Origin of the sequence: Paenibacillus sp. 2TAF8 (genome assembly GCF_052114825.1) — a bacterium.
Taxonomy (GTDB): Bacteria; Bacillota; Bacilli; order Paenibacillales; family Paenibacillaceae; genus Paenibacillus.
Window position 1 is genome coordinate 107,075 of the sequence record NZ_JBFRFN010000001.1, and the last position, 21,221, is coordinate 128,295.

A 21,221-nucleotide genomic window follows, 5' to 3' on the forward strand; every position below is an offset into this window, starting at 1 on the left:
AGGGTTCTGAGTGTTTATGAAAATGAACCGGCGCCCTGACGGATGGCCGCAAACTTATCTCGCGAAAGGTGTGTTGAACATTATGAGTACACTACCGACAGAATTTGAACGTACGGATATCGGTGAAATCCAGATCGCACCTGAAGTTATTGAAGTTATTGCTGGACTTGCAACAGTGGAAGTCAAAGGAGTAGCAGGTATGAGCGGTGGATTCGCTGGTGGATTCGCAGAACTCCTCGGCCGTAAAAACCTTTCAAAAGGGGTTAAGGTTGAAGTAGGTCAACGTGAAGCAGCAGTGGACGTTTCCGTTATTATTGAATATGGATACCGTCTGCCACAGGTTGCTACTGAAATCCAACAAAACGTGAAGCGCTCCATTGAGAATATGACAGGACTTAACGTGAATGAAGTGAATGTTCACATCCATGACGTTCAGTTCAAGAGTGCTGAAAAAGTGGAAGAGATCGACCTGAACACGCAACGTGTAAAATAAAAAGACAGATTTCCCCCGGCACTTCTGTCGGGGGTTATCCCGTCTTGGACGGGTCTTTCTTTATGCACTTGGTATGGACATGTTGATCAATTTTACGCTATTCAGCAGTTAGGCAATGTGAGTGAGCAAGGGAGGCTGTGCAGTTCGTGGCTAAAATACTGGATCGGCTTCTGTTGTTTATATACAGCATAAGCGTAGGAGCAATATCGGCAGCTGTCATCTTACTGATTAGCGGTGTGCTGCCATACGAATTGAATTACCAGCAGGAACAAAATGTCATTGTTGCTTCGATTGTTGCAGCTGCCATTTTGTTTGTCCTGAGTTTACGTTTTTTCTACATCTCGATTCGGCGTGAGCGCGGCTCGTTGCCGTCTGTGGATCAACGTACCGAGTTCGGGGATGTGCAGATTTCGATGGAGACAATTGAAAACCTCTGTCTGAAGGCAACTTCCCGTTTTCGTGGAGTACGTGACGTCAAAGCGCGCATCCGCGTGGTTGAGTCAGGACTGGAGATTAAGATTCGGGCCGTTGTGGATGGAGAGACACCGATCCCGGCGCTGACCACGGATCTGCAAAAGGCGATACATGATCATGTTCAAGAGATCACAGGGATTCCGGTTTCTTTTGTAACAGTGTATATCGCTAATGTGACCCAGTCGCCTAACTACAAGAGTCGCGTGGAATGAGGTGAGTTTCACTGATGTTGTGGAAAGAGATTTGGGATAGCTACAAGGGACGCATTCTTGGCGTTGCCTTTGGTATCTTATTAGGATTTCTTTATGTATGGATCGGTTTTTGGGATATGTTGTTCTTTGCACTCTTGGTGTTCATCGGGTATACATTTGGCAGACGAAGCGATGCGAAGCTAGGCTCGTTTATTCCCTGGGGGGAATTACGACAATGGCTTGGAGATCGCTGGCGTCCGTTTAAATAAACCTATCAGAACCCTGCAATATGTTTCTTCCGAAAATAGAACTGTAGTTTGAGTTGCCCGATTTTCGGAGGAAACGTTTTGCAGGTTTTTTTGTGAAAAGAGATCGCAATATCAGAGAGTTCCGTGGGTATCCTGTATGTATAGGGTTACGAAGTGGTTCCTTGAATTTAAAATAAGCATGATGACGCTCTGAATAGAGCGCTGCAGGAGGCAGGACATGAAAAGACGTTTGGCAAGGGAAATCGCAGTACAAAGTCTGTATCAGATGGAAATGAACGAAGTAAGCGCAGCTGAAGCGGTGAACATGCTGATTAATGAAGCAGCTGAGGAGAATGAAACGGAAGTTGAAATCCGTGATGAAGATAAAATGCGCAGTTACGTTACCGAAATGGTGCAAGGTGCGTGGACTCATAAGGAAGCGATTGATGGTTTGCTCGTGGATTATTTGAAAGGCTGGCAGCTGAGCCGGTTGTCACGTGTAGACCGCCAAATTTTGCGTTTGTCCACATATGAGATGGTGTTCCGTGATGATATTCCAGCCAAAGTTTCGGTCAATGAAGCGATCGAGTTGTCTAAATATTTTGGCACAGATGAGTCTGGCAAATTCGTTAACGGTGTTCTTGGTCGCATGATTCAGGAAGTCGACAGTATTAAGCAAAAACTATCCTAAGGGAACGTCCCGAATAGAGAAGCTTAGAACAGCCCAGATTTTCAGTAAGGATCTATCTAGATCGTTTTATCTAATATATGTTCATATAAGGGAGAGAGTACAATGACAGCATCTATTATTAACGGTAAAGAAGTATCCCAAGAGCTCCGCGCAAGCATGACCGCAGAAGTTAAACAGCTTAGCGAACAGGGGGTAACACCTGGTCTGGCTGTTGTGCTCGTCGGTGAAGATCCGGCTTCTCAAGTTTATGTACGTAATAAAGAAAAGGCATGTCATGATCTCGGATTTTATTCCGAAGTGCATCGTCTGGATGCAGGTACGTCTCAAGCTGATTTGCTTGCACTTGTGGACAAGCTGAATAATCAAAAGTCAATTCATGGTATTCTGGTGCAGCTTCCACTGCCAGGTCACATTGAAGAAAAAGCGGTCATCGATGCGATTGCTGTAGAGAAAGACGTAGATGGTTTTCACCCCGTTAATGTAGGAAATCTGGTTATCGGTGATGACAGTTTGTTGCCATGTACTCCTGCAGGTGTCATCGAACTGATTAAACGCACTGGAATAGAAATGTCCGGTAAACACGCAGTTGTTATCGGTCGCAGTAACATTGTAGGGAAACCGGTATCCTTGCTGCTACAGCGTGAAAATGCAACCGTGACAATGTGTCATTCCCGTACGGCGAATATGAAAGGAATTACACGTCAGGCGGATATTCTTGTCGTAGCGATTGGTCGTGCTAATTTTGTGGATGCGGATTATGTTAAACCGGGCGCAGTTGTCATCGATGTCGGCATGAATCGTCTGGAGAACGGTAAACTCGCAGGTGATGTAGACTTTGAAAGTGTAAAAGAAGTCTCTGGCCCGATCACACCAGTTCCTGGCGGTGTTGGCCCAATGACCATTACGATGCTGATGCAGAACACTTTGATCGCGGCAAAGCGCGCTCACGGATTGGCCTAGGTATTTGTCTGTGGCAGATCAGAAGATCTATTCTATAAAAGACCTGAACCGATACATCCGGATGAAACTGGAATCTGATCAGGTTCTGTCGGACGTCTGGCTGCGCGGAGAGATTTCCAATTTCACGCATCACTCCAGCGGCCACATGTATTTTACGTTAAAAGACAAGGATAGCCGGATTAAATCCATCATGTTTGCGTCTCATAATCAGCGTTTACCCTTTGTACCCAAGGAGGGTGCAAGGGTCATTGCGCGTGGTAATGTTTCTGTCTATGAACGAGACGGGCAGTATCAATTTTATGCGACACATATGCAACCCGACGGTATAGGAAGTTTGTATCTGGCATATGAACAGCTGAAAAAGAAACTGGAGGACGAAGGGTTGTTCTCTCCTACTCGGAAAAGGCCTATCCCACGTTACCCACAAACCATAGGTGTTGTAACTTCTCCTACAGGAGCTGCGGTTCGTGACATCATGATAACACTTCACCGTAGGTATCCTTCGGCCAAAGTGGTGTTGTACCCTGTACTTGTTCAAGGCAAGGGGGCAGCTCCATCTATCGTCAAAGCGATTAACAATCTTAATCATATGCATGAAGCAGATGTGCTGATCGTTGGTCGAGGCGGTGGTTCACTGGAAGAACTGTGGGCTTTTAATGAAGAGATTGTTGCTCGGGCAATTGCTGCTTCAACAATTCCGGTAATTTCTGCAGTTGGTCATGAAACTGACTTCACCATTGCAGACTTTGCTGCCGATTTGCGTGCTGCAACGCCAACAGCGGCAGCGGAACTCGCTGTACCTAATCGTGCAGAGTTGTTGGAACAGATTGCGCGGAGACAGCGTCAGTTACAAAACAGTCTAAAGCAACGTGCTGTATATCATCGTGAACGGTTAACTCGTCTCCAGCGTTCTCCAGTACTGGTGCATCCGCGAAGAACGTTGATGCAGCACACGGAACGTCTGGATATGCTGCATCAACGCTTGCAGCGAAGTGTGGATGCTCGCATGAGATGGACGGGAGAAAAGCAAGAACGGTTGCGAGCGGCTTTGCAGCGTTTTAATCCTAGAGAGCAGGTGAATACAGCTCGTCGGGACAATTCAGCAGCGCGCAAGCAGCTTGAACTTGCGATGAGATCGATAACACGCAGCAAACAGCAACAGTGGAAGTCACTGGTAAGGCACCTCGATGCACTTAGCCCACTGAAAGTGATGTCTCGTGGTTATAGTCTCGTTTACGATGAGCAGGAGCAGCGGTTGATCAAATCCATCAATGATGTACAGCCGGGTGACTCTGTGAAGATCAAATTAGCGGACGGACAGTTGGACTGTCAGGTCTGGGGAATGAAGGAGGAGAACAACATCCATGGCGAATGAACCGGAACTGAATTTTGAAGAAGCAATGGCGGCACTGGAAGACATCGTAGGTCAACTGGAGCATGGGGATGTTCCTCTGGAGCAAGCGATTGATTTGTTTCAGCGCGGAATGAAACTTTCCCAATTATGCGGCCTGAAGCTGGAACAAGTGGAACGTAAGATCGAGATGATCGTAGAAGAAGATGGAGAGCTTCGCAAGAAGCCTTTTGGCACGGCAGATGATGAGAGCGGTGAGATCAATGAGTAATCGTGCATCATTCGAAACTTATCTTCAGGAGATTACTGCTGAAGTTACCGAAGCATTAAAGCATATCCTTCCTGAACATTGGGATGTGCCGCGTACGCTAACGGAATCAATGCAGTATTCCTTAATGGCCGGCGGTAAACGGCTTCGTCCACTCCTGGTCGTTGCTGCGGCGGAAGCCTTCGGCGCGGAGCGCGCAGCTGCGCTGCCGGCAGCCTGCGCCGTGGAGATGGTTCACACGTATTCGTTGATCCACGACGACCTGCCTGCGATGGATAATGATGATTATCGTAGGGGAAAATTAACGAATCACAAAGTATATGGCGAAGCTACAGCCATTCTTGCAGGTGATGCTCTGTTAACCCATGCTTTCTACAGCATTGTTCAAGCTGGTCGTCAAAGTGGGGTAAGTGCTGAGGCATTGTTAGCCATTACTCAGGATTTGGCAGAACTTGCTGGGGCGAGAGGTATGGTTGGCGGTCAAGTTGCTGATATGGAAGGGGAGCAGGGAATGACGGACCTGTCCCAGCTTCAGTACATTCATTTGCATAAAACAGGTGATCTGATTGTCTTCTCCCTTCTTGCAGGTGCTCGCATCGGCGGGGCTACAGAAGGGCAGTTGGAAGCACTACGTGTATTTGGCCGTGACTTGGGGCTGGCATTCCAGATTCAGGATGATATTTTGGATCTGACGGGTGACGAGCAGAAAATGGGCAAAAAGACTCAAAGCGATGTGAATCAGCAGAAGGTCACTTATCCATACTTTATCGGGATGGAAGCCTCGGTTGCTAAAGTCAAATCCCTCACGCAATCCGCCAAAGATGCACTTGAACGAGCGAAACTACCGGATGCTTCACGTTTAACGGAGATTGCTGATTATTTGATGAGTCGTGACCATTAACATTTAACGAAGCTGGCTGATTCAATGTGAAATCAACGGTGTAATGATAGTAATGGCCTTTTTATGCCAACAAACGTAAGATTTTTCACGGATTCAAGAATACATAATACAGATCTGGATATGAACCGGGATTGCGAATAGCTCATGATCGGATGCAACGGGCTGTGAATTATGATTCTTGTTCTTTTATGGTATAATGGTTCAATGTTATTCAATCCATTACTCTTAATAAATGATATAAATTCAATAAACAAACATTCTAGGAAAGCGGGGAGATTCTCGTGCTGCTTCCACAAATTAAACAACCCAGTGATCTAAAGGTGATGTCCCAGGACGATCTTGCTCTTTTGTCAGCAGAGATCCGGCAGTTTCTGATTGAGAAGCTGTCTGTAACAGGTGGGCATCTTGCACCGAACTTAGGAGTGGTTGAGCTCACGGTGGCCCTGCACTACTGCTACAATAGTCCAACGGATAAAATGATTTTTGATGTAGGGCACCAGGCTTATGTGCATAAAGTTTTGACTGGACGGATGAATCGGTTTGATACGCTGCGCCAACAGAATGGATTATGCGGATTTGTCAAACGGAACGAAAGTGAACATGACGTATGGGAAGCCGGGCACAGTAGCACTTCATTGTCAGCAGCTATGGGGATGGCTCTGGCTCGTGATCTAAAAGGCGAGGATAATCAAGTTATCGCGATCATCGGTGATGGAGCGCTTACAGGTGGTATGGCGTTTGAAGCGCTGAACCATATCGGTCATGAACAGCGGAAGCTGATGGTGATTCTGAATGATAATGAAATGTCCATAGCACCCAATGTGGGAGCCATGCACAAATATTTAAGCAAAATTCGTTCAGATCGTCATTATTTGAAAGCGAAAGATGATGTAGAAGGAATCCTCAAAAAGATTCCGGCCATTGGTGATCGCCTGGCGAAATCAGCGAGCTGGATCAAGGACAGTGTCAAATATATGATGGTTCCTGGTGTTCTTTTTGAGGAACTGGGTTTCACGTATTTGGGACCCATTGACGGACACGACATCCCACAACTCATTGAAGCGTTCAAACAGGCTGACAATGTGGATGGTCCTGTCTTGGTTCATGTACTCACAACTAAAGGCAAAGGGTATCAGCCTGCTGAAGCCGATTCACATAAATGGCACGGCATCTCACCGTATAAAATTGAATCGGGTCAAGTGCTTAAAGCAGTTGGTAAACCGATGTACACGGAAGTGTTTGGTCAGACACTAATCGAACTTGCCAAACAGGATAAACGCATTGTTGCAGTTACACCTGCTATGCCTACAGGTTCGGGTCTGATTCCTTTTAGCAAAGAGTTTCCGGATCGTATGATCGATGTTGGGATTGCTGAGCAGCATGCAGCCACGATGTGTGCGGCACTAGCGATGGAAGGGCTAAAACCGGTCTATGCGGTATATTCCACGTTCATGCAGCGTGCCTATGATCAAATCGTGCACGATATCTGCCGTCATAATGCAAATGTAATCTTTGCAATTGATCGTGCAGGTTTTGTTGGGCCTGACGGTGAGACACATCAAGGGGTGTACGATGTTGCGTTTATGCGTCACATTCCGAATATCGTGCTGATGATGCCAAAAGATGAGAATGAATTGCGTCATATGATGAAAACGGCGCTTGATTATAATGAAGGTCCAATTGCGTATCGTTACCCGCGCAACAATGTGGTTGGTGTACCATTGGATGATGTGTTAGTTCCGATTCCAATCGGATCTTGGGAACAGCTCCGTCCAGCTGAAGGATACGCGATTATCGCTTCGGGTTCTATGGTTCAGCTGGCTGAGGAAGTTGCAGATACGGTGAAACGGGAAGGGATAAATACCGGAGTTATCAATGCTCGTTTCCTCAAGCCATTGGACGAACAGATGCTGCGTGATCTGGCTGTCCGTGGGACAAAGCTGATTGTGCTTGAAGAAACCTCGCAGGCAGGCAGCATGGGAAGTGCAGTATTGGAGTTTTATGCTGAACAAGGTATACATGATGTTCATGTACATCTGATGGGCATCCCTGATCGATTTATCGAACATGGCAGTATCAAGGAACAACGTGAAGAGGTTGGTCTCACGGTGGAGAATGTAAGTGCCGAGTTGCGTAAAATGGCCGTTCAATCTTCATACGGGATGTCCAAAACACGTTTTCCTTCCTAACATTAGAATGATTAGCGGATAGGAGAAAGACATGTCACTCCCGAAAGAACGAATCGATGTGCTGCTGGTGGAACAGGGCTACTACGAAAGCCGTGAGAAGGCAAAGGCTGCGATTATGGCTGGACTTGTATATGCCAATAATGAACCCATTGAAAAAGCAGGCATGAAAATTCCAAGGGATGCTCAGCTGAAGGTAAAAGGTTCAGTGCATCCTTATGTAGGCAGAGGTGGATTAAAGCTTGAAAAAGCGATCCGTCATTTCAACCTGAATATGAATGATCTTGTTATGTTGGATATTGGTTCATCCACGGGTGGTTTTACGGATTGTGCACTTCAACATGGTGCATCCCACGTATACGCCATTGATGTGGGGTATAATCAACTGGACTGGTCACTGCGTAATGATGAGCGGGTCACCGTAATGGAACGTACCAATTTCCGTTATGTCACACCTGACGATCTGAGTGGTCCTGTTCCAAACTTTGCAAGCATTGACGTATCCTTTATTTCTTTGCGAATTATACTTCCACCACTGCTGGCTCTGCTGCAGCGGCCTGCGGATATTGTAGCTCTAATTAAACCACAGTTTGAGGCCGGGCGAGATAAAGTCGGTAAATCTGGCGTTGTCCGAGACACGAAGGTACACAAGGATGTATTGCAGACCATGCTTCAATTTGCGAGTCAACTTGGATTAAACCTGAGAGGCCTTACCTTCTCACCGATTACGGGTGGGGAGGGAAATATTGAATTTCTCGCACACTGGCGTCTGGAAGCACCAGAAGCCGCACAACTAGAGAACGACGAGGCTTCACTTGATGCACTTGCAGAGCAGGTCGCCAAAGAAGCCGCTCATACTTTTACGGGAAACTCATCATAGGATGAGTTTCTTTTCGCTGGAAAGATATTTTGGTACAAAGGAAAACGGGTGTTCGATCTCGAATATGTCACTTGAGGTGAGCGGTAATGGATGGTCAATATGACACAATCGTCATTGGTGTGTTTGCTGTCTGTTTAATCGTATGGTTGTTTCTCGGGCTTCGTAGCTGGCTGAATCGACCGATTCCGGTAAGCTTGGCCGAATTGAGACTTAATGAGAACATTCAAGATTCTCCTGCTCTGACATTACTTGAGGCACATGGATATGACGTGATTGGCGGAAAAATGAAAGTACCTTTAGCCTTTGAAGCCGATAATTCCGTATTATACAGCAGGTTGTTTATTGATTATGTTGCTGAACGGGAGGATGCCCGATATTTGGTCAAAACTTCTCGTCGCAGACAGCCGCTTGAACGAAGCGGACCTGCCATAAGAGATCGCTTTCTTTCCTATTTATTATTGTACCCTGGATGTGAAGGATTGCTTTATGTAGATCTGGAGGATTCCGATATAATGGTAATCAGGCTTATGGATTATCAAGAAGACGTGTATGATGGAGAGGATCTGGATTAATATATATTAAGTATTAAATATGGCTTGATACAGCATTGCGGTAAATTAAAGCGCATCTTTGCAATACATTTTTAATTGGAGGCATATATGAAAGGACAACGACATATCAAGATTCGTGAAATTATTAGTCAAAATGAAATAGAGACCCAGGATGATCTGGTTGAAGCATTGCGTCAAGCGGGTTTTCAGGTGACGCAAGCAACGGTATCGCGGGATATTAAAGAGCTTCTTTTAATCAAAATTCCAATGGATGATGGACGGTATAAATATTCCCTCCCAACCGATCAGCGCTATAATCCGATTCAAAAGCTCAAGCGTGCTCTCGTGGATAATTTCCTGCACATTGATCACACCAACAATCTTGTGGTAATGAAATGTTTACCGGGAACAGCGAACTCTATTGCAGCATTGCTTGACAACATTGAGTGGACTGAAGTGATGGGCACGATCTGTGGAGATGATACAATCCTTATTATTTGCCGTACAGAAGATAATAGCGTCTCTGTCATTGAGCGCATCATGGGATATATTGCTTAAATCAGCCGGAGGTGTTTTTGCAGATGTTAGTTACATTATCAATTCGCAATCTCGCTGTGGTGGAAGAAGTTGATGTGGTCTTTCATCCGGGATTTCATGTATTATCTGGGGAAACCGGTGCAGGTAAATCCATTATCATCGATGCTCTTGGTTTGATCGCGGGGGGACGAAGTTCGGCAGATCTGATTCGGTACGGATGTGACAAAGCAGAGATGGAAGCGCTGTTTGAGATGGAGCCCAGTCATCCGGTGTGGAGTACGCTGGAGCAGCTGGGTATTCATTGTGAGCCGGAGGAACATCTGGTGATTCGGCGTGAATTGAACACGCAGGGTAAAAGTACATCACGAATTAATGGACAGCTTGTAAATTTGACAATGCTACGCGAAGTGGGCGAGAAGCTGATCAATATTCACGGTCAACATGAGCATCAGAGTCTGCTTCGTGCAGAAAGTCATCTCGGACTGCTGGATACGTATGGCTCCGATATTATTGGCCCCTTCAAAGCTAGGTATCAGGAGCGATACAGCAAATTCATTGCAGCAGAGAAGGAATTACGAGCGCTACAGGAGTCAAGCCAGAGGGCTTACCAACTGCTTGACATGTACCGTTTTCAACTGGAAGAGATCGCTGCAGCCGGCCTTACCCAAGGGGAAGATGAATTACTTGGCGAAGAACGGGTCAAACTATCCCATAGCGAGAAAATGATGGACAGTGTATCGGGTGCATACGATTTACTGAGTGGACAACGCGGATTAGAAGCAATAAGCATTGCGTTATCCCAAATTGAAGATATTTCTGGATATGACAGTAAAAGATTACAGCCGATTGTAGAGCAACTGCAGTCTGCTTTTTATCAATTGGAAGACGTCACCTTTCAACTGCGTGATTATCGGGAACGAATCGAATTTAACCCTGGCAGACTGGAAGAGGTAGAGCAGCGATTAAATCTGATTTCTGGACTAAGACGTAAATATGGAGACAGTGTAGAACTCATTTTGAACTATTATGAACAGATCAGTCATGAGACCGACCAGCTTGAGAACAAGGATGAGCGCTTGGAAAAGCTTCGCACCGAGCGTGACAAATTGCTTGTGCTTGTAATGGAATCGGCTGAAGAGTTAAGCAAAGTGCGCAAACAATGTGCGGAAGAACTGGCAGCTCAGGTAGAAAGTGAGCTCAAGGATCTGCAGATGGAACGAACGTCACTGCGTGTTCAGATTGTGCCTGCTGAAGATCCAAAGGGCATTGAATGGAATGGACGTCGCATCCGATTCAGTCGCCAAGGTGCTGATCATGCGGAATTCCTGATCTCACCGAACCCTGGTGAGCCTCTTCGACCTTTGGGGAAAATCGCTTCAGGGGGAGAGTTGTCCAGAATTATGCTGGCGATGAAGAGCATATTTGCTCGTCATGACCGCATTCCCGTATTGATTTTTGACGAGGTGGATACAGGGGTCAGCGGTAGGGCAGCACAATCCATTGCAGAGAAACTTCATCGTCTGTCTTCAACATGCCAGGTGTTCTCCATTACACACTTGCCACAAGTGGCTTGTATGGCTGATCATCAGTATTTGATTGAGAAACATGTTTACGACGGGCGCACGATGACTCAAGTGGAATCACTTTCCCAAGAAGGGCGAGTGAAGGAATTGGCACGTATGCTCGGTGGTGTGGAAATTACAGAAAAAACACTGCATCATGCGCAAGAAATGCTGAATCTGGCGGAAGCCAAAAAAGGGTGAAACGGACGGCTGGCGTAATGATTGACAGTAATAAAAGCCTGGGGGCAGGGTTATCTTATAGGTACGCAATTGGCGACCACCTTTCGTCAAGCGAAAGAAGCAAAGGGAGTGTGACAGCCATTGAATTCCCCCCTCAGGAAGAAATTGCTAGGTCTTTTATTTGCCTTCTTTCTATGTGTACTTAGCCAGATTGTTCAGCCGATGCAGAGTTATGCTTCCTTGCCTGATGAAGTGCAGGTCTTTGCAGGCAGGCAAGCAGACGTCAGGCTGGCAGTACCAGCCGCTTCAAGCGCTGTCGTAGATCGGCCGGATATCGTGGGACTGGATCATCAATCTGCGTTAAAGGTAACTAGGCAGCAACCTCTGCATCTTCATCCTCAGCAGACGGGACATGCGAAACTAACCTTGAAGTTATGGGGGAAAATTCCCGTCAAAACCGTTAATGTAAACGTAATTCCTGATTTGCGTGTTGTTCCCGGGGGTCAAACGATTGGCGTCAAAGTTAAATCTGCAGGTATCCTGGTTGTGGGGCATCATCTCGTTCGTTCTAATCCGGATGAACAAAAATCACCAGGGGAAGCGGCAGGTATCAAATTAGGTGACTTGATTACCCATATGGACGGTAAACGTCTGGATGGTGTATCGGGTGTATCCGAGGCCGTGGAACTCGCAGGTAAACGTAATAAAGGTATCGATGTTGTACTAAAGCGGGGGAACGAAACCATAAAAACCAAGTTAACCCCAGCGTATGATGCAGAAGATAAGGCATGGCGGCTCGGATTGTACATTCGAGATTCAGCAGCAGGTGTAGGTACTCTTACCTTTTATGCACCTGATCAAGGCGTATACGGGGCATTAGGTCATGTCATTACGGACATGAATACTCAAACTTCCATCGTTGTGGGCAGTGGACAAATTGTGCAGTCTAATGTAACATCCATTTCCAAAAGTGAAACGGGTGACCCTGGTGAGAAAAGAGCCCATTTCCTCAAAGAAAGCAAAATTTTAGGAAATATCGAGCGTAATACGGCGTTTGGCATCTTCGGTAAAATGTCTCAAAATCCGGAACACAGTTTGTATTCACAAGGGATCCCCGTTGCTTTTTCTCATGAAGTGAAGGAAGGACCGGCTGAAATTCTGACTGTAGTGGATGGGCAGCAGGTAGAACGTTTCTCTATTGATATTGTGCATGTTGCTGATCAATCGGAGCCAGCGACGAAAGGGCTTGTACTTCGTATTACAGATCCGAAGTTGATTGATAAGACGGGTGGCATTGTGCAAGGGATGAGCGGTAGCCCCATTGTTCAAGATGGCAAGCTAATTGGTGCTGTGACTCATGTCTTTGTCAATGATCCGAAATCCGGTTATGGATGCTTTATCGAATGGATGTTACAGGATGCTGGTGTGATGATGAAAAAAGATCAAGCAAAAAACCTTAAAGCTGGATAAACAGCTTTAAGGTTTTTTGTCGAAAGTAAACATATTATATCGGTTGTTGAAATAAAATATTTATTATAAAGGATCAAGAAAAAAAAATAAAGAAAAATAATTTTCGACAGAAGGAATTTCACTTGGCGTGTCGAAAATTTAACGTGTAAGGAAATGTAACGAAATTGTAAAAGACGAGGTTTTAATTAAAAGGAGGATACCGTTTTGCAAAAAATTGAGGTATTGCTGGCCGATGATAACCGTGAATTTACGAATTTGCTTGCCGAATATATATCCGAGCAGGAAGATATGGAAGTAACCGGTATTGCATACAACGGCGAAGAAGTATTGCAATTACTGGAACAAACTCGGGATGTACCGGATGTGTTGATTCTGGATATTATCATGCCTCATCTGGATGGACTCGGTGTACTGGAACGTCTGCGTGGCCTGAATCTGTCCCCGCAACCTAAAGTAATCATGCTCACCGCATTCGGCCAGGAAAACATCACACAGCGTGCTGTGCAACTCGGAGCTTCCTACTACATCCTTAAGCCTTTTGACATGGAAGTACTGGCGAATCGTGTACGTCAGCTTGTTGGAACACAAACGACAATGTCTACAAGCAGCGGCTCATCTTCTTCCTCCATGTTTATGAACAAGTCCAATGTCGTGCCGATGGGCAAACACAAAAATCTGGATGCCAGCATCACGTCGATCATACATGAAATCGGAGTTCCTGCGCATATTAAAGGATATCAGTATTTGCGGGAAGCCATTACAATGGTGTACAACAATATCGAAATTTTGGGAGCTATCACCAAAACGCTATATCCGGCCATTGCCGAAAAGTTCAAAACGACGCCGTCCCGCGTCGAACGTGCCATCCGTCACGCCATTGAAGTGGCATGGACGCGCGGCAACATCGACAGCATCAGCCACCTGTTTGGTTATACGATCAACATCAGCAAGTCGAAACCGACAAACTCGGAATTCATCGCGATGGTCGCTGACAAGCTGAGAATTGAGCATAAAGTGAGCTGAAAGGATTCGGAGCAGTGATCGGGCAATGAACTTATGAATTCAGTTTCGATTCTAGCCAAATGAATTTTGGAGGCCTATATCTGAATTGGTTCATTTCCGATAAACTTCTGTAATATATGCCAACTAATACCGTCATTTACTGGATATCTTAACTCCAATAAATGACGGTATTTTCGCATAACGAAATAACATAGATCATCATGATGAAATTTAGTTTTGCATGATTGTTTCCGAATTTTTAGATTAAACAATAAAGAGAGCACCCTATAGTAAAATTCAGAAAAAAGGAAATATTTCATAAATTTTTACCTTCAGTTAACGCTTTTTCAAGTAGAAAGTGGTACGATGTGACCATTGACAAAGACCTACATATATATTTAAAAGTATGGATTAGAGGCTACGAACAGAGGAGTAGAATAGTATGTTTACGCAAATAGGCGAGATTGCTGAACCAATTCCTGTAGTACAATCTGATACAAAATGTGATATCGTCTATCATCTTTTCAAGTCCAATCCCAGTCTGGAAGGTATAGCTGTTATGGGGGAGAAGGGTGTGTCATTGATGATGCGCCCTCGATTCTTTCAGCAGATTGGCACCCAGTATGGCTATAACCTGTATATGGGACGTCCAGTTGAACTGGTGATGAACACGCAGGCTCTGGTCTTGGATTATTCGGAACAGATCACAGATGTCAGTGTTCTAGCAATGGACCGAGATGAAGGGGAAATATATGATCTTGTACTGGTCACGTCAGGGGAAAGTTTTTATGGAGCTGTGAGTATTCGCCGTTTACTGCTTGCTGTTGCTGATGTGCGGGCTGAAATGGCGATTTTTATGAACCCGCTGACAGGACTTCCAGGAAACCATATCATAGACGAACGGCTATACCAGGCGATTCAGATGGACCATTTTAGCGTACTATACGTTGATCTCGATCAATTCAAATCCTACAATGATAGCTACGGTTTCAAAATGGGGGATCAGCTTATCCAGTCGACAGCTAACTTGCTTCGCAAGCTTTTTGTTTTCCCTGAAGCTTTTCTTGGACATATCGGTGGTGATGATTTTATTGCAATCCTGAATCACCATGATTACCAACAGATTAGTGAAGAAGTCATCTCGGGTTTTGAGGAAATGAAAAAGACGTTCTACAACGAACATGATTGGCATAATCAATATGTTCTGGGGGAAGGACGTTCCGGGCTGATGCGGCCCATTCCTCTGGTGTCAGTATCCATCGCCGTCGTTACCAACAGGAAGCAAATATATGAAAACATAGAGCAGATTATTGATGAGGTCACACGGATCAAAAAAAGTTGTAAAGCGATTGCCGGCAGCATTATTTGTGCAAATGATACCATCAGTCATCCATGTTATAAGTAAAATATACATTTGTACGAGAACGTAGAGGACGGATTCTTCAGAATCTTAAGCATCTCCTCTATACCCATGACTAAAATGCAGAAATAAAGGAGTGAAACTACTTTTGGTTGCAGATGAAGATGAGATTGAATTCATATCTTCGTTCTCCTCCTCTCTTTATCATGGTCCTATTTACATATATCGGATTTTAAGAGGAATATTTGAATAGTTTTCTCGTCGGAATGGATTCATTTACATCGGTTGTATTGCGTATCTCATCATAATAATTGATAATGGTTATCAATAAGTGAGTAGAGTACAGACACAATCTATGTATACGGAGATGGGTTAGCAAAATGTGGAATGATTATTATATCCTTTGGAACTATGCTGCGGTGAGTATAACAGATATCCGTTACATGGAATTAGAGGCATATGAAGAGATGAAATATAAATTTCCAACTAGTACCTTTGTACTCACCATTCAGGGTGAAGCTGGAGTGACGATTGACAACCAAACGTATGAAGTGAGTCGTTTTTATGTTCTCCATGGAGGAAAAGGGAGTAAGTTGATCATAGAAGCAGGCGAATCCGGATTGCACTTATATTACTTGATGTACAAAGCAAACCTGCCTAGTGGAGGGAGAAATGATCTGGGAAGATTAATGGAGCGTACCAATCCGTTCCAAATGAACTATGGCTTCACACCCGAGATGCCAACCCTTTTGTATGAGCAATTGAAGCAGATGCATTTTTTGTGGGAGCAAAAGAACCCCATTCAGCACTTTCAGGCCAAGAGTTTATTCTATCCCTTTGTGGAGCAGGTATCATCACAGATTCCTCGGGTATCCAATCGCTATCCAAGTATCACGGATCAGGTCAGCAAAGTCATTGAAATTGTGGAGTCTTCCTACACCCAGCCACTTACGCTTCATACTTTGGCAGAAATGATTGGCACCAGCCCAAGAAGTTTGTCACGCAAGTTCAAGCAGTCAACTGGAACCAGTCCCATTGATTATCTGATTCAGTTTCGTTTGTTCAAAGCCAAAGAGATGTTGCTGCACACGGACGCCACGTTGGATGAGATTGCGGCTGGCATCGGTTATCCTGATGGATATTATTTGGGACGTATGTTCAAGAAACATACAGGTCTTTCTCCTTTGCAATTCAAAGAAAAGACCTCAGTACCCCTATATTGGCCTGATCTGACATCAGTCATGGCGCGAAATGACATTTTCAGAGGTGGAAGTGGAAGGTATGTTTATACTGATGGTGATAATCATTATCAATATAAACATGGAGGGTCAATCAATATGAACAGACAGACAAGAACGGGAATGCTGCTGAGTATTCTACTAAGTCTTACATTACTGCTAAGTGCCTGCTCTACAGGAGTTGCCAGTAATTCAAGCGGAGACGCATCCGGAAGCAATAGTACGTCAAGTTCAACGAAGACAGTAACAGCAGAGAATCCAAGCAAAAAAACGGAACCGCGTACAATCTCAACAGTTAAAGGAGATATTACAATCCCCGCTGAACCTAAACGGATTGTGGTTGACTTGTACCTGGGAAGCCTGATTGCTCTGGGAATCAAACCTGTGGGTACACCGGAGATGAACCTGAAGAATCCTTATTTTATCGAATCACTTGAGGGTGTGCAGAATATTGGTGAATATGAAACCATTTCTCTCGAAAAGGTGCTGGAACTTGAACCAGATTTGATTGTGACAGGTAATCCTGATTTATTTGATTCCTTTAGTAAAATTGCACCTACCTTGGTTGTTCCTTATGGCGAGTTGAAAAACACCCATGAGGAGATCGCCTACTTTGGAGAAGTGCTGAATAAAGAAAAAGAATCCGAGGCGTGGTTAGCCGATTATGACGCAAGAATTGCAGATGCTAAAAAACGCGTCGGTGAGGCAATTGATCCAGCAGCCGAGGTGTCGGTCATGCAGTTCTATGATAAGGGACCGTTGGCCTTTGGTGATAATTTTGGTCGGGGAGGTCAGGCAGTCTACAATGCGCTTGGTTTGAATCCTCCTGCAGATAAAAAAGAGATTTTAATGAAGGATCAACTGGTTGAAGTATCATCGGAAGCGATTCCTGAATTTGCCGGTGACTACATTATTCTAACGGCAGATAATCTGACACTGGAAGAGTTGAAATCCAAACCGGTCTGGAGCTCATTGGATGCGGTTAAAAATGATCGTGTGTCTATCTGGAGCCCGGATCGTTCGTGGTACTTTGACCCGATTGCAACATTGGATCAAACAGAGGAATTGGCCGTGTGGTTTACGAAGATCTCTGAACCAAAATAAGTGTAACAAATGCTTGATGAGATGAAATCCAATTCCACTCTAAAATTACAGTTGATAATGAAAATTATTATCATTTATAATAAGGTATAATAGTGAAACTCTGCTACGCATATGTTATCGGATGTGTGGAAGAATGATGACCTTGTAAGGCCTTTGTTCCGTTTGAGGCTAGGATTGGAGAGTAATTGATGCAATTAGACGATCAGATGAAATGCTGGAATCTTGCCGCTGTTAAGGTTCTGGATATACGCCGGATAGTTATGGAGGCTGATGAACAACTGAGTTCCTACACACTTCCGGCAAATGGTTTTATATATACGATTCGAGGGTCGGCTGACCTCCTATTGGATGGACGAGCATACAAGGCAGAGCGATTTTACATGCTTCATGGGGCCAAAGGGTCTTCAATGGATATCCAAACCAACGAAGATTTCGAATATCTTCTGCTCTATTACAGAGCATTTCTTGCCTTCCCTAGTTATCGCAAAAAGCGGTTATTGACACAGCCTGAGGTTGCACCGTTCTCTTTGCAATATGGATTTACACCAAGTAGTCCGCTTAGACTGTTACGTTACCTGGATGAGATTGAAAATGCATGGGTACAGTCTGGTAGTCTGGATCTGCTTCATACGAAAAGTTTATTTTACCAATTCATTCATGAATTGATGGTTCAGCTAACAGAGCAAGAGATCAAAACAGAACATGTTGATCCGGTGAAACAAACACTTCGTTACATACAGAACCATTACAGGGAACAGGTCACGCTTGATTCTCTGGCTGAACAATTTAACTACAGTTCTCGTCATTTCTCCATGCAATTTAAACGAAAAACGGGTTACAGTCCGATTGATTATCTAATTCAGACTCGGATCGCCAAGGCTCGTACTCTGCTTGTACGATCTGATGCAACACTGAGTGAAATTGCAGCAGAAGTGGGATATTCGGATGTGTATTATTTTAGTCGCATCTTCAAAAAACATGTGGGAATCTCTCCGATCTTATATCAACGGAAGATGAGAGAAGCGGGACGAAAAGAAGATCGTCCATTGCAAATATCTGAATCGTCCATTGGCCGAAGATGGAAGTCGGGATATATTGATTATGAGAATCATTATCAATATATAGACGGAGGGTCTACACCAATGAAAAGAAAAAAAACAAGTTCAAGTATGATTATGGTTGCATTATTGAGCATCACGATGCTTCTTGCAGCCTGCTCCTCAGGTACAGCAACAACACCAGCAGCTGGCGAAGGAACGGGTGCCAGTTCCAATAACAGCAATACGGCAGTGTCATCAGACACAGGAAGCCAGACAAACAAAGACAATGAAACACGCACTGTCTCGACGGTTAAAGGAGATGTTGTTGTTCCAGCAAATCCTAAACGGGTTGTTGTATTGTATCTCCAAGGTGATGTTGTTGCACTTGGAGTTAAGCCAATTGCTACTTCAGATGTGTACAGCGGGGCAGCTTACAAGAGCGAACTTGAAGGTGTGAATTCATTGGGTACCTGGTTCGAACCGAACCCTGAAGCGGTCATTGACCTTGATCCAGATCTCATTATTGTTCCCTCAGAAGAGACATATGACACTTTAAAAGATATTGCACCAACGGTGTATATTCCATATGAGAAAATGACAACAGAAGAACGACTTCACAGCATAGCCAGCATTTTTGGCAAAGAGAAGGAAGCTGAAGTCTTGATTGACAATCTCAACAACAAAGTGAAAGAGAGTAAAAAAACTCTTTCAGACGCAGGTATATTGGATAAAACCATTTCCATTATTGAAGGCGGTCTGAAAGGGATGGTCGTTGTGGAGAGTAAGCAATTTGGCCGTGGTTCTCAGGCGGTCTATGAATATCTGGAAATGAAAGCTCCTAAAGTAGTGCAAAACAAAATTGATGTAGTATCGGACGCCGCGGGCTCTTCGATCTCAATGGAAGTTCTTCCAGAATACATAGGTGACTATGTGTTCCGCTCTGTGTATGAAGGGGCAGATAATCTAACGAATAATCCTATATGGAGCAGTATTCCGGCAGTAAAAGAAGGTCGGCTGATCGAAATTGATTTTGATTTCTTTTATTATTCAGACATCTATTCCATCAATAAACAACTTGATTTTGTTGTAGATAAACTGTTGTCTGCCCCAAGAGTGCGCTAAATGATGAGGGAATCGAGCACATAAGGTTGGTTACGCAGTAGGCAAATTTGATATAGGCATTGTAAATTGAATCAATTTCCATTAGACTTAAACGATAATGAGAATCAATATCAAAATGTTAATGATTATGAGTCGAATGAATGGAGGGTCCTATAGAGATGAATCAAGAATTAGAGCTTTATGATGTAACGATTATCGGAGGCGGCCCGGCGGGCATGTACTCTGCTTTTTATAGCGGTATGCGAGATATGAAAACGAAATTAATTGAGGCACGTGACAGATTGGGAGGACGGATGTTGTTTTACCCGGAAAAGATGATCTGGGATGTTGGAGGGGTAACCCCCATCCTGTGCGAAGATTTGATTAAACAGTTGGAGCAGCAGGCGCGTACATTTGAACCGACACTTGTATTTGAACAACAGATTGAAGGATTTGAACGTAAACCGGATGGTACCATTCTGTTAACTTCCGCTACAGGTGAGCAACACTGGACACGTACCGTCATTTTGGCTATAGGATACGGGATATACAAAATGGCGAAACTGGAGCTTGAAGGCGCAGACCGCTATGAAGTATCCAATCTACATTATACGGTGCAAGAGCTCGAGCCTTTCCGCGGTAAGCGAGTGTTAATCTCGGGTGGGGGAGACTCCGCTGTGGATTGGGCGAATGAGCTGGAGAGCTTGGCTCAGCAGGTAACGGTCGTACATCGACGTGATCATTTTGGAGGACTGGAACGGAACGTGTCGCGTATGAAAGAATCCTCAGTTGATGTGCGGACACCATACGCAATTGAGAAGTTACACAGCATAAGCGGGGATATGATCGAACAGGTAACCGTTACACATATGGAGACTGGGGAGACTGAGATGCTTGAAGTGGATGCGGTGATTGTCAATCATGGCATGAAGAGTGATTTTGGACCGATTCGTGATTGGGGATTAGACTTGGGTGAATGGCATGTGAGCACGACCGAAAGATTGCAAACGAACATACCTGGCGTTTTTGCCGCTGGTGATTTTGTAGATTATGGAAGCAAGTTATATTTGATCGCGGGTACATTTACGGATGCAGCTCTTGCCGTTAACAGTGCAAAGCTATATATGGATCCGGAAGCCGAGAAAGTAGCGTATGTCTCTTCTCATAACAGTCGCTTCAAAGAAAAAAATAAAGAACTAGGCTTTGCGGAGTAGTTAATATTACGTCATAACGATGATCTGAACTTAAAATAACTTCGGGAATTTCCCGGAGTTATTTTTTTTCATCATGTGGGTATGAAGAAGGTAGAATTGCACAAGATAGAACAGCTTTCAATTGAAGATCAGCTCTAAACCATCTATAATCAAAAGCTACAACAGACTTATGTGGATAATAACAAACAGATGTCACTATTTGAAAATAAACAAGTCATA

General features: G+C 44.5%; 19 protein-coding genes. All 19 read left to right on the forward strand.

Going from position 1 to position 21,221, the window contains the following annotated elements; translation table 11 throughout:
• The first annotated feature begins 82 nt into the window (after window positions 1-82).
• The 19 genes from AB4Z30_RS00535 (at window position 83) to AB4Z30_RS00625 (ending at window position 21,002) form a co-directional block, all read left to right on the forward strand.
• Window positions 83-493, forward strand: coding sequence for an Asp23/Gls24 family envelope stress response protein (locus AB4Z30_RS00535; RefSeq protein WP_090922519.1), 411 nt, complete (start codon window positions 83-85; stop codon window positions 491-493).
• Between the two features lie 146 nt (window positions 494-639).
• Window positions 640-1,179 (forward strand): alkaline shock response membrane anchor protein AmaP, encoded by a 540-nt coding sequence (amaP, locus tag AB4Z30_RS00540; RefSeq protein ID WP_090922517.1) that lies wholly within the window; start codon window positions 640-642, stop codon window positions 1,177-1,179.
• Window positions 1,180-1,193: 14 nt separating this feature from the next.
• Window positions 1,194-1,427 (forward strand): DUF2273 domain-containing protein, encoded by a 234-nt coding sequence (locus AB4Z30_RS00545; protein ID WP_145331822.1) that lies wholly within the window; start codon window positions 1,194-1,196, stop codon window positions 1,425-1,427.
• 217 nt (window positions 1,428-1,644) lie between these two features.
• Window positions 1,645-2,097 carry a transcription antitermination factor NusB gene (gene nusB / locus AB4Z30_RS00550; RefSeq protein WP_441922241.1) on the forward strand — a complete coding sequence of 151 codons (453 nt, stop codon included), beginning with the start codon at window positions 1,645-1,647 and terminating at the stop codon, window positions 2,095-2,097.
• Between the two features lie 102 nt (window positions 2,098-2,199).
• Window positions 2,200-3,057, forward strand: coding sequence for a bifunctional methylenetetrahydrofolate dehydrogenase/methenyltetrahydrofolate cyclohydrolase FolD (gene folD, locus AB4Z30_RS00555; RefSeq protein ID WP_441922243.1), 858 nt, complete (start codon window positions 2,200-2,202; stop codon window positions 3,055-3,057).
• 10 nt (window positions 3,058-3,067) lie between these two features.
• Window positions 3,068-4,432, forward strand: coding sequence for an exodeoxyribonuclease VII large subunit (xseA, locus tag AB4Z30_RS00560; protein WP_441922245.1), 1,365 nt, complete (start codon window positions 3,068-3,070; stop codon window positions 4,430-4,432).
• Window positions 4,422-4,679, forward strand: coding sequence for an exodeoxyribonuclease VII small subunit (gene xseB / locus AB4Z30_RS00565; RefSeq protein WP_221788521.1), 258 nt, complete (start codon window positions 4,422-4,424; stop codon window positions 4,677-4,679). Before xseA ends, xseB begins: the two co-directional genes overlap by 11 nt.
• A complete protein-coding gene (locus tag AB4Z30_RS00570; RefSeq protein ID WP_441922247.1) occupies window positions 4,672-5,577 on the forward strand; it encodes a polyprenyl synthetase family protein in 906 nt (301 codons plus the stop codon). Before xseB ends, AB4Z30_RS00570 begins: the two co-directional genes overlap by 8 nt.
• Window positions 5,578-5,858: 281 nt before the next feature.
• Window positions 5,859-7,766 carry a 1-deoxy-D-xylulose-5-phosphate synthase gene (dxs, locus tag AB4Z30_RS00575; RefSeq protein WP_441922249.1) on the forward strand — a complete coding sequence of 636 codons (1,908 nt, stop codon included), beginning with the start codon at window positions 5,859-5,861 and terminating at the stop codon, window positions 7,764-7,766.
• A 31-nt stretch (window positions 7,767-7,797) separates the two neighbouring features.
• Window positions 7,798-8,643 (forward strand): TlyA family RNA methyltransferase, encoded by an 846-nt coding sequence (locus AB4Z30_RS00580; protein ID WP_441922251.1) that lies wholly within the window; start codon window positions 7,798-7,800, stop codon window positions 8,641-8,643.
• Window positions 8,644-8,729: 86 nt separating this feature from the next.
• Window positions 8,730-9,215 (forward strand): hypothetical protein, encoded by a 486-nt coding sequence (locus AB4Z30_RS00585; protein ID WP_441922253.1) that lies wholly within the window; start codon window positions 8,730-8,732, stop codon window positions 9,213-9,215.
• Window positions 9,216-9,302: 87 nt separating this feature from the next.
• Window positions 9,303-9,752 carry a transcriptional regulator AhrC/ArgR gene (gene ahrC / locus AB4Z30_RS00590; RefSeq protein ID WP_441922255.1) on the forward strand — a complete coding sequence of 150 codons (450 nt, stop codon included), beginning with the start codon at window positions 9,303-9,305 and terminating at the stop codon, window positions 9,750-9,752.
• 23 nt (window positions 9,753-9,775) lie between these two features.
• Window positions 9,776-11,494 carry a DNA repair protein RecN gene (recN, locus tag AB4Z30_RS00595; RefSeq protein WP_441922257.1) on the forward strand — a complete coding sequence of 573 codons (1,719 nt, stop codon included), beginning with the start codon at window positions 9,776-9,778 and terminating at the stop codon, window positions 11,492-11,494.
• Between the two features lie 120 nt (window positions 11,495-11,614).
• Window positions 11,615-12,943, forward strand: coding sequence for a SpoIVB peptidase (gene spoIVB / locus AB4Z30_RS00600; RefSeq protein WP_441922259.1), 1,329 nt, complete (start codon window positions 11,615-11,617; stop codon window positions 12,941-12,943).
• Window positions 12,944-13,147: 204 nt separating this feature from the next.
• Complete coding sequence (spo0A, locus tag AB4Z30_RS00605) at window positions 13,148-13,966, forward strand: sporulation transcription factor Spo0A (RefSeq protein ID WP_441922261.1); 819 nt, start codon at window positions 13,148-13,150, stop codon at window positions 13,964-13,966.
• A gap of 421 nt (window positions 13,967-14,387) precedes the next feature.
• Window positions 14,388-15,350, forward strand: a complete 963-nt coding sequence (locus AB4Z30_RS00610) for a GGDEF domain-containing protein (protein WP_441922263.1) — start codon at window positions 14,388-14,390, stop codon at window positions 15,348-15,350.
• A gap of 422 nt (window positions 15,351-15,772) precedes the next feature.
• Window positions 15,773-17,647: an ABC transporter substrate-binding protein gene (locus tag AB4Z30_RS00615; RefSeq protein ID WP_441922265.1), complete on the forward strand. Its 1,875-nt coding sequence runs from the start codon at window positions 15,773-15,775 to the stop codon at window positions 17,645-17,647.
• A gap of 188 nt (window positions 17,648-17,835) precedes the next feature.
• On the forward strand, window positions 17,836-19,809 hold the full coding sequence (locus AB4Z30_RS00620) for an AraC family transcriptional regulator (RefSeq protein ID WP_441922267.1): 1,974 nt from the start codon (window positions 17,836-17,838) through the stop codon (window positions 19,807-19,809).
• 158 nt (window positions 19,810-19,967) lie between these two features.
• Window positions 19,968-21,002 (forward strand): NAD(P)/FAD-dependent oxidoreductase, encoded by a 1,035-nt coding sequence (locus AB4Z30_RS00625; RefSeq protein ID WP_441922269.1) that lies wholly within the window; start codon window positions 19,968-19,970, stop codon window positions 21,000-21,002.
• Window positions 21,003-21,221: the final 219 nt, after the last annotated feature.